The sequence below is a fragment of the Methanobacterium formicicum genome (assembly GCF_029848115.1).
Classification (GTDB): domain Archaea; phylum Methanobacteriota; class Methanobacteria; order Methanobacteriales; family Methanobacteriaceae; genus Methanobacterium; species Methanobacterium formicicum.
In genome coordinates this window covers 1-10,000 of the sequence record NZ_JARVXG010000057.1, presented here as the reverse complement: position 1 = coordinate 10,000, position 10,000 = coordinate 1, and the positions used below count along the sequence as shown (strand labels likewise).

General features: G+C 41.8%; 11 protein-coding genes (1 of these 11 cut by a window edge). 3 read left to right on the top strand and 8 right to left on the bottom strand.

The genetic code is table 11. The features are described 5' to 3' along the window. The 3 genes from QC759_RS10425 to QC759_RS10415 form a co-directional block, all read right to left on the bottom strand. Positions 1–573, bottom strand: partial view of a tRNA(His) guanylyltransferase Thg1 family protein gene (locus QC759_RS10425; protein WP_048072386.1) — the 5' portion only. The gene continues 174 nt to the left of window position 1, outside the view; 573 of the gene's 747 nt are visible here — the first part of the coding sequence; the start codon lies at positions 571–573; its stop codon lies off the left edge, out of view. Positions 574–863: 290 nt separating this feature from the next. After that, a complete protein-coding gene (locus tag QC759_RS10420; RefSeq protein ID WP_048072385.1) occupies positions 864–1,628 on the bottom strand; it encodes an aspartate dehydrogenase in 765 nt (254 codons plus the stop codon). A gap of 7 nt (positions 1,629–1,635) precedes the next feature. Next, positions 1,636–1,965 (bottom strand): PRC-barrel domain-containing protein, encoded by a 330-nt coding sequence (locus QC759_RS10415; protein WP_048073830.1) that lies wholly within the window; start codon positions 1,963–1,965, stop codon positions 1,636–1,638. 450 nt (positions 1,966–2,415) lie between these two features. Between QC759_RS10415 and QC759_RS10410 the strand changes: the two genes are divergently transcribed. Continuing rightward, positions 2,416–3,138, top strand: a complete 723-nt coding sequence (locus QC759_RS10410) for a tRNA-binding protein (protein WP_048072384.1) — start codon at positions 2,416–2,418, stop codon at positions 3,136–3,138. 219 nt (positions 3,139–3,357) lie between these two features. Here QC759_RS10410 and QC759_RS10405 read toward each other — a convergent pair whose 3' ends face one another. The 5 genes from QC759_RS10405 to QC759_RS10385 all read right to left on the bottom strand — a co-directional run bounded on the left by QC759_RS10405 (position 3,358) and on the right by QC759_RS10385 (position 7,729). Further along, the gene (locus tag QC759_RS10405; protein WP_048072383.1) at positions 3,358–4,764 is read right to left on the bottom strand and encodes a lactaldehyde dehydrogenase; all 1,407 of its coding nucleotides are present in this window, start codon (positions 4,762–4,764) and stop codon (positions 3,358–3,360) included. Between the two features lie 75 nt (positions 4,765–4,839). Then, on the bottom strand, positions 4,840–5,058 hold the full coding sequence (locus QC759_RS10400) for a hypothetical protein (protein ID WP_052659959.1): 219 nt from the start codon (positions 5,056–5,058) through the stop codon (positions 4,840–4,842). Positions 5,059–5,073: 15 nt separating this feature from the next. Continuing rightward, on the bottom strand, positions 5,074–6,009 hold the full coding sequence (locus QC759_RS10395) for a type II secretion system F family protein (protein WP_048072382.1): 936 nt from the start codon (positions 6,007–6,009) through the stop codon (positions 5,074–5,076). 186 nt (positions 6,010–6,195) lie between these two features. Next, a complete protein-coding gene (locus tag QC759_RS10390) occupies positions 6,196–7,203 on the bottom strand; it encodes a M24 family metallopeptidase (protein WP_048072381.1) in 1,008 nt (335 codons plus the stop codon). Positions 7,204–7,267: 64 nt separating this feature from the next. Next, positions 7,268–7,729, bottom strand: a complete 462-nt coding sequence (locus QC759_RS10385) for an HIT family protein (protein ID WP_048072380.1) — start codon at positions 7,727–7,729, stop codon at positions 7,268–7,270. Between the two features lie 369 nt (positions 7,730–8,098). Between QC759_RS10385 and QC759_RS10380 the strand changes: the two genes are divergently transcribed. After that, entirely contained in the window at positions 8,099–8,695 is a 597-nt protein-coding gene (locus tag QC759_RS10380) for a zinc metalloprotease (RefSeq protein ID WP_048072379.1), read from the top strand. Positions 8,696–8,757: 62 nt separating this feature from the next. Beyond that, positions 8,758–9,951, top strand: coding sequence for a YcaO-related McrA-glycine thioamidation protein (locus tag QC759_RS10375; RefSeq protein WP_048072378.1), 1,194 nt, complete (start codon positions 8,758–8,760; stop codon positions 9,949–9,951). Positions 9,952–10,000: the final 49 nt, after the last annotated feature.

The following is a 10,000-nucleotide window of genomic DNA, read 5'->3' as shown; positions in this document are numbered from 1 at the left end:
CTCCGTTAGATTAATCCCCTTCTGGAAGAGTAATTCGTGTAACTGGCTGCTTTTCTTTTTATGGAGTATATGCATGGATTCATCCTGGGAATGTGTTTCCCGTAATTTCCAGTAGGAATACCCATTTAAACAGTTCCTCCAGGATTCAGCCTGTCTCCACTGGAAGTACTCCACCACCCCCTGATCTGATAAAGGTATCAACCGTGAGTCGAAGGAAATAGGTTTGGTTCCCTTAAGTTTTTCCTTAAATTTGTCCTGCCCCATGATTTCACGGGTAAATGCACTGCTCAGGAAGCTGGCCAGCACGGAATCTATCTTCTCAACCCTCCCGGCAAAGGGTATTTCCCCCAAAAGCAGGTTAACCTCATCGGAGAAGGTATAGATAAACCGGGGGCTGAACTCTTTAAAGAGTTGGCAGGATGATTCAGTAATGATCTTCACGAATTCAATGTCGTAGGGTTTTTCAAACTCCAGTTTACGGGATAATTGGGAGAAATTCCTGCCATCCAGTCTTAAAACAATGTTGGAAGTGCAGGGAACCTTTAAACTGGAAAATATTTCACACTTTTTCATGTAATCAGCATAGATTTTTTTAGATTTATTGGGGGATTGTTCTTTTTAGTAAATTTAAGGTTTAGTAATTTAAGGTGAATCCTCAGGGACATTCTAAAAGTATAAGCATTAAAATTAGCTGTCCCTCATCATCTATTATAATATTGGTATGGAATGAGTTAATAAAATTAGGGTAAAATTAGGTTTTTAAGAAGTTTATTCATTAACTGATAAAAAATTAACTGATAAAAAAGGCCCTGAAAAATGATTTAATAAAATAAAAGAAGTAAGAATCTTTTTTAGTAGATAACTTAAGTTCCCACCAGTATATTTTCGTTGAGACTGTTAAGCAGTTTTATTGCAGAGTAAGCCGCTAAAACACTGGTTTTTGGATTCATGGAACATCGTAGATTGCTGGTTGTTGTGCGGAATTCTCCAAAGTCTCCCACTACCTTTAACTCGTGCATATTCCGGTCCACCTGTGGATCGGCGATGATCTTGACGTCAATTTCCTGACCCGCAGCAATACTCACCGAGGCCGCCACGTTGATGTTCAGGGGAAACTTGGCCACTGCTTCACTGGCTTTACCCTCGTAGAGAATAGTCTCTTCTTCAGTGTTTATCCCTAATGAACGAGGTGGTTTCCGGGTTACCAGAGTTATATTTTGAATTTTACCTATAGATGCAGCTTTAATTCCATCTAATCCAACAATAGCACCTGAAGGAGCATAAATCCGGCAATCGTTATCTTTAGCTAACTTTTGTAGTTTTTCTCGGACCTGGGGATTAATAAGTCCCCCCACGCTCATAACAATAACATCCTTACCTCCCTTGAGGATAAGGGGAACCATTTCTTCCACTGCCCGGGGTGAAGCAGCTTCAATTACCAGGTCCACATGTTCCAGCATGTCTTCCAGATCCAGAACCACCCGGCCATCTATCTGGGAGGCCAGGTTTTCGGCTCTTTCCATGTCCCGGTCGTAAAAAAATTTAATTTCAACGCCAAGCTTGCCTTCCATGGCAAAATTAGTTATAATATTAGCTATGGCGCCACATCCAAGTATGCCAACCCTCATTTTAGATCTAAGTCTCCGCAACAGCCGGGGCACTGGTTTCCTTTATTTCTGGACTAATGAGTAGAATATCTCCCACAGCCTGAACCCGGTCATAGGGTATTTCTATAGTTCCTTCTTCTCTGAGAGGTCTTATTTCATCTCCTTCGGGAACTATTCGTATACTTTTAGTTATAACATCCTTTATTCCCACACTTTTTTTGTCAGGATTCATGGCCACAGCTTTCAAGGTTGAAACTCTGCCCTTTTTAATGTTTAAGATCACATCCTGGATACGTCCCACGTACTTTCCACGGGTGGTATACACATCTAAGTTGTACAGATTCGTTAATTCCACCATCTTTCCACCTCTCATTTTTTTGGGCACATACCCTGAGTCTACCAAACTCACCTTATACATTTGGGAATGCACCATTTACTAAATTAAATTAAAACCTTCCCCATACTTAAATATTTCTAAAGAAGAGGTTATTAATCAGATAATTTTAGGGGTAATATCCCCAATACACGGTATTTTCGCAAATTATAATAACACTCCCCCTATATGAAAACAATAACCATCCCTATATGAAAACATAGAAGGGGACCATAGTCCCCAGTGGGGGATGTCTAAAGTAATTTTGAATGTATAAAATTGATTGTATAAAATATATTGAGTTTCTAAAAAATCTAAAAATTAGAGGCAAATAGGGATTTACAGATAACCGCTGACTTAGATATCTATTTGATATCTTCATCACGACTATCTTCAAAGAAAAAAAATTTTTATAGATTTATTTCAGGTGCTTAAATGTGGGATACTAGTAATGATTACCGACTTTTAGTGGCAGAAAAATCAGTTGAACTTTTCCTGAGAACGGTGGAAGGAGCTAACCTCAAGGGTAAATGGAACAAGAAACAGGCCTTACAAGCCGCCCGTAAAATGACCTCAGAGATACAGACCCTCTACTACTCTTACCTGGAACCATCGGCCATAGTTACAACCCCCCAAATAGATTTACTGGAAGAACAGGCCACGGAAATCGTGGAGGCACTGGGTGGAAATTCCTGGCACCGACAATTCCTGGAACTGGCCAACCGTGAGGAAAAACCAAAACTGGAAGAGTCCCTGGCCAAAATCAAATTCTTCCTCAACACCATCCTTGGTTTAAAAGACCGCATTAGTTTAGGTGAGATAGAAGACCCGGTGATGGGAATAGATATTAAAAAAGGAGAAATTTTAAGTGTTTCCAAACATCCAGAGGCAGACCAGCTCCTGGTGTGTAATGTTAACCTCCACCAAAGGGCTATCACTGTGGTAACCAATGACCTGGAAGTCCGGGAAAAAAATCAGGTGGCAGTGGCCTTACTTCCCCCGGAAGTTTTCATGGGTATTACCAGTGAAGGAATGTTTTTAGGAGCAGGTGAAGGAATTCTAAAGGACGTGAAAGGAGATTTAGGAAAACTTCCCCATGGTATCCCCTTAGAAGCCTTAAATGAATCCAGAAACTTGGTGGAAAACTTTTTACAGTGAATTTATCGCTAAATATTTGGATCAAGACACTTAAACATTTTTTTAAGGAAGGATATCAAACGGGGATAGCCTTCTGCTGATTTAAAGTAGGAGTATACCGATTCAGAGGTATCATGATTCAAAGTAGGGTATCCTGATTCAAGCAGATATTCTCATTCAAAGCAGGGGTTCCGATTGAAAAGCAGGGGTAATTTTCCTTTAGATCTACCCAAAGGAGAATTATCCAATAACCACCATCTTGGTGCGGGTCATATCTTCCACTGCATATTTAACCCCTTCTTTACCCATACCGCTCATTTTGAATCCTCCAAAGGGCATGTTATCCGTCCGAAAAGTGGGTTGTTTATTTATGAGCACGGAACCTGCTTCGATCTCCCGAACTGCCTTTTTGGCATTTGTTATGTTCTGGGTGAATACCCCGGCCTGCAATCCATAAGGGGTGCTGTTAGCAGCTTTAATAGCTTCATCCAGATTTTCAACCCTTATCACTGGTGAAACAGGTCCAAAAGTCTCTCTTTGAACCAACTCCATGTCCACCTGTACATGATCCAGTACGGTGGGTTGGAAAAAGGCACCTTCCCTTTTTCCTCCACAGAGTAGCTGGGCCCCCTTTTGAATGGCGTCATTAACACTCTTTTCCACATTAAGGGCAGCCTCTTCATCAATCAAGGGCCCCATATCAGTTTCAGGATCCAGGGGATCCCCGGTTTTAACCTTCTGGGTACGGGAAACCAGTTGCTCTGTGAATTCATCCGCCACACTTTCCTGAACTATGAGTCGTTTGACCCCGATACAAACCTGCCCAGCATTAAGGTAGGAACCACCCACGGCTCCCAGAACAGCAGCGTCAATGTCAGCATCATCTAAAACAATTAAAGGGTCATTTCCCCCTAATTCCAGGGTTAACTTTTTCATCCCAGCTTTACGAGCAATGGAAAGTCCGGTGGCCACACTGCCAGTAAAGGATACTTTATTAACCTGGTCACTGGTTACCAGCTGGTCACCTAACACTCCGCCCGGTCCGGTAATGGCATTCACTGCCCCGTCAGGCAAATGTCGCCCCATAATCTCTGCCATTTTAAGAGCAGCCAGGGGAGCTTTGGTGGAAGGTTTAAAGACCACTGTATTTTTAGCAGCCAGTGCCGGGGCTATTTTATGAATAGCCAGGTTCACCGGATAATTAAAGGGACTTATAGCTGCTACCACGCCTAAAGGGATTTTAATGGTGAATCCAAATGCAGTTCTTCCGGCTATGGCGGCATCCATGGGAATTGTTTCTCCGTAGATTCTTTTTGATTCCTCGGCAGCCATTAACAGAGTTTGCAGGGATCGATCCATTTCTACCCTAGAATCACGGATGGGTTTCCCGGTTTCCAGGGAGATGAGTTTAGATATTTCCTGGTGTTTTTCCTTTAGCTCCTGATGGATGTCGTACATTATACGTGACAGTTTGCGGGAAGACATTTCTTTCATGGACTTCGTTGCTTTAGCCGCGGCAGAAATAGCTTTTTTAACATCTTCTGCGTCACCAGAAGGAACATAATCTATAATTTCATTGTTAAATGGATTTTCAACGGCAATTTTCTCATTTTTATCGATCAACTTCCCCTCTATCAACATTTTCATAGAAATTACTCCCAAAAATTAATATTACCGTCTCTAAAATGAAAAAAAGAGTATAATTTTATATTTATAATGGTTTTAAGTTTGGTTTAGGGTATTGTTGATGTCTTGAAGGTTATTTTCAATGGATTGAACTTCACTACCATTGGTTATGTTGCCTCCCAACCCCTTCACGTAATTCTGGTAGGAAATTACTGCCACCAGAACAATCACAATTATACCTCCAAATATCATCAAATATTCAGCGGCAGTCTGGGCAGCTTCGTCGTTCCTGATTCCCCTATCAATCATTCTCATAGTAACACTCCCTAATCATGAAATTCCCAGGATAGATGGTCCCAGGGTCTGAATTACATAAAATATTCCATAGGCCACTGGAGCTAGAGCAAGTGAGAATTTAACTCCCTTTTTGGCACTTCCATACAACACGATTCCCATTAGTAAACCAGCAATTACCGAGTGGATGAGAATGTATCCAGTTGCTCCCGTTGCGGCCGCACCTATCAATGGATTAGGCTTACCCAGTGATCCTATAAAGGCAGAATATGACATGATCATTCCTAGTGCGAAAGGAGCGGCGACTATGGCTGCTATCAGTAGGAACATCACTGACATCATAACGTTAGCTTTTCTTTCCCTCTGCAATGCCAGAATAGCCCTTAAATCTTCGGCAACCGTTTCAATAACATCAGCCAGGCTACCCCCTACTCTGCGACCTTCGATGATCATCCGGAATGTTCTATCCAGTGTTTTAGATTTCAGGCGTTCACTCATTCCCAGAAGAGCATCCTCAAATGTACTTCCTATTTTTATTTCAATTACTGCCCTTTTGAGCTCGTCGTTTAAGGGACCTTTCCCGTGTTTAGAAATATCTTCCATGGCAGTTTCTACACCCACCCCTGATCTTAAAAGTGATGAAATCTGCCTTAAAAAATCAGGTGTGCCCTGTTCAATGGCATCCACCCTTTTTTCCATCATAAAGAAGATCCAACCAAATATGAGGGCTGCAGGGGCAATTAAACCTATAATGAAACCTATTACGGGATTGACACCCATTATCATAAATGCGATAAGAACGATTATCCCCAGTAACAATCCGGCACCACAAATCAGGGTCAAAAGATCGGAAGCCTTGACATACATACCCGAACGAATCAGGATTTCCTGTAGTCGTACCAGATATTTGTCAGGAAAAATATTATCAATACTGTTGGATATAGGGGCAAGTGCCGGGGGTATAAGGGCCATATTCTCACCTATTATAATATATTATTATTGATGTGTGAACTGATTAGTATTATATTATTCTATATAATATTATATTCTAATCTTATATTATATTCTAATCTTTATAAATTACCCTATAAATTAGCCCTACTATTTTCAACATCCTTCTAAAATAAAGTGGAGGAGAATGAAAATCTCCGGGTTATTTTAAAATAAAATTTCTCGGGGAAGGTGGGTTAAAACCTGGGCCTGGTTTTTGACCAGTACCATATCTTCCACCCGGATCCCTAATTTTCCCTCCAGATATATCCCGGGTTCAACAGTGACTACCATTCCCTTTTCCAGTATTTCATCACTTTTAAAAGATAAGGATGGTTTTTCATGAATTTCTAATCCCACTCCATGTCCAGTGGAGTGTATGAAATTATCACCATACCCATAATCTTCAATAACACCACGGGCTACCTCATCAATGTAGGAAGCTTTAACACCGGGTTTTATGGCTTCTATTGCTTTTTGCTGAGCCTCCAGCACTATGGAAAAAATTTCTTCCTCTTTTTCCCCGCCACGGATTAAGGTACGGGTCATGTCCGAGGCATAGTTCTGGTACAGGGCACCCCAATCTATCATTAAGGGACTTTCTAACGGTTTAGAGGTTGTAGATGCATGGGGTAGACTTGATCTTGGCCCTGAAGCTACTATGGTTTCAAAAGAAGGTTTTATGGAACCGGCCGACCTCATGTTGTACTCTATTTGGGCCGCCAGATTATCTTCACTCACTGCCAAATCCAGATTTTTAAAGGAATCCTCGGCAATCTTGATGGCTCCTTTAATCTTTTTAATCTCATCTGCTGATTTAATTGCCCGGAAATCTTCAATGATGTGAGTAAGCTCCACCGGGAGTTCTCCACATAGCTTTCTGTAGGTCCCCATGCTCATGGAATACTCCACCCCCACTTTACCCTGGATTGTTGCTTGGAGGGTTTTTCTAAGTTCGCTCAGGGATTTGAATTCTTCCACAGCTATGCTGGATTTTTGGTGAGCTTCCTCCAGATCCATTTTTGAGGAAAAAAGCACGGGTTCATCTTTTAATATTAAAATTGCGATGCTTGAAGGATAGAAACCAGTTACATATGCTATATTTTCAGGTTTTAATATGATTATTGTTTTTAGATCGTTTTGATCCATCTTTTCTATTATTTTATCTATTTTCATAAGCTAACCTTGGTGAGATTGTACCCTGAATAAAAATTTATTCGATGTAAAACTATTTTCTTAGTCATTTGGATGTAAAACTGTTTTTTAATTTTATGGCCAGCTTTTTCATGGCCTTGGGGGGTATTTCCCTTTTTTCAGGGCGGGGAATATAGCCAAAATCAGGGTCATGAAATTCGATCCCCTCAAAATACACTGGGTCCTGGTACCGGGGAATGAAGTGCCAGTGGATTTCCGGGTTAGGATTAGGCTTCCTGAAAACAGAATTTTTATAGCAACTCCAGTTGTATAAGGTGGGCTGGAATATCTGTTCCAGTGATTCTTCCATTTTTTGGACTACCCTGGCAAAATCAGTCCACTCCTCATTACTCACCTGGGAAAGATTGTTGCAGTGTCTTTTAAGGGCCACCACGCAGGTTCCCAGGTAACGTTGACTGGGTGCCAGATACACCATCCAGTGGGTGGTCTCCCCTATAAGTTCCCCGTAACCTCCGTCTATCTGGCAGTACTCACAACTGTTATTCATAAAAATCAACACTCACTGAATATACTTTTAACACTCTAAAAACACTTGAAATCCCTAAAATTAGTGGAACAACACTCTTTTTTAGAAAAATCATTAGTTTATTTTTCCCTAAATTCATAGAAGCTGAGTTTTAGGATTATCCGGTGTGATTTTTTGGATTTATTCTGTGTTAACTTTACTTTCATATTATTCCAGTTTGGCGGTGAATGCTATTTAATCTTCAATAAATCAGGGGAAAATTATTCCTGGGGGCTTGTTTATGGTATATTGTCCTTAGAATAATAAAAATCTTTGGAAATATCTCCCCCTAAAGAAGTAAGTTCCGGGGGCAAATCATTTATAAATGAGGAGAGGTTCTTTAATATAATTATGGTTAACTTCACATCCCGTGAGATCAGGGACATTATAATCTCCATGCTGGTCATTGCCGGGGCTTTTGCCTATGTATTCAAGGATATAAACCATGGAAACTTTATATCACTCATACCCGTGGCTTTAGTAGCTGTTGGACTGGGATTCGTCTTTCACGAGCTAGCCCATAAATTCATGGCAGTAAGATATGGTTTTTATGCCGAATACCGGCTATGGGTTCAAGGATTAATTCTGGCCATAGTAACCGCGGCTTTGGGATTTGTTTTCGCTGCACCAGGTGCAGTTTACATTCACGGACAGCACATTTCCAAGGAGGAAAACGGGAAAATATCAATTGCCGGCCCCTTAACTAACATAGCGCTGGCCATCATATTTTTCGCTATCCTGCTATTTGCACCGTACTCTCCGCTATTATCCCTGGTTTGTAGTCTTGGATTTTTTGTTAACAGTTTTTTAGCATTTTTCAACCTGCTCCCGGTGTTCATGTTAGACGGGGCGAAGGTGTTCAAATGGAATCCCCTTATATGGCTGGTTACCATTGCCGTAGCATTTGTAATGATGGCCTATCCATACATTATAGCTTACATGTTCTAGAATGCTCTAAAATTAAGTTAAACTAAAATCAAGTTTAAATAATCACGCCTATACTGATCTGTATGTTTAAAGAAATTCCAGTCAAATACTTCGGAGGGACACACCGCTGCCGTGACCCTCAGGAAACCATTGATAAGGTGGAAGGGAAACTCAGGATTGCCGGAGTTACCAGAATAGCGGAGATCACCCATCTGGACCGTATTGGGATACCAGTTTATTCTGCCATCCGGCCCGGTGCAGCGGAGGGAGCGGTGAGCATTTACGCCGGTAAAGGAGTCACCCAACCACAGGCCAAGGCATCGGCTATGATGGAAGCCTTTGAAAGGTACTCTGCCGAAAAACAGGAATCAGATGAGGAAAAAATCGTCACTGGTCCTTTCAATGAAATGGATGGCTGTGTTGATCCTGCTTCACTGATACTGCCGGCTGGTGCCTTGAATGCAGATAAAACTGATATTGACTGGGTAGTTGCAGTCAATGCCGGTAATGATGAAGAATGCCTGTTACCGGCCAATGCAGTTTACCATCCCTATCAACCCCGTAATGGAAATTTCCTTTTCAAATCGAGTACCAACGGGCTAGCATCGGGCAATGTCATGGAAGAGGCCGTGTTCCACGGTATAACTGAAGTGGTGGAAAGGGATGCCTGGAGCATATTCGAAGCCCGCCGGCAGCCCCCACGGGAAGTAGATTGTAACACTACCGAGAACCCCCTGATACAGGAAGTACTAAAAAAATTCCAGGAAGCAGGCGTGGATGTTAAACTGGTTGAACTCACTGCTGATGTGGAAATTCCCACTATGGCTGCGGTTTCTGATGACACCGTACTCAAAGACCCGGCACTTTTAACACTGGGGGTGGGAACCCATCTTGATCCGGAAGTTGCCGCTCTTCGGGCCTTAACTGAAGTGGCGCAAAGCAGGGCTACCCAGATCCACGGAACCCGTGAAGACACCACCCGGGCAGTTTTCATGCGCAAAGCAGGTTACCAGCGCATGAAACGAATCAACCGCCACTGGTTTGGTGAATTCGAGGATAGGGTTGATCTATCTGACATTGAAAATAAAGCCAGAAAAACATTTAAAGATGATATTGAAACTTCCCTGAAACTCCTGAGTAAATGTAGTTTTGATGATGTCTTCTACACGGATTTAACCCGGCCAGAAATAGACATTCCAGTTGTGAGGGTTGTCATTCCTGGAATGGAAGTCTACTCGGTGGATACCCAACGGGTAGGTAAACGGCTCCGGCAATGAATCCCCCAGTTTCACTAATTTTTTGGCTTTGTAGAAACCCTAATTTTTT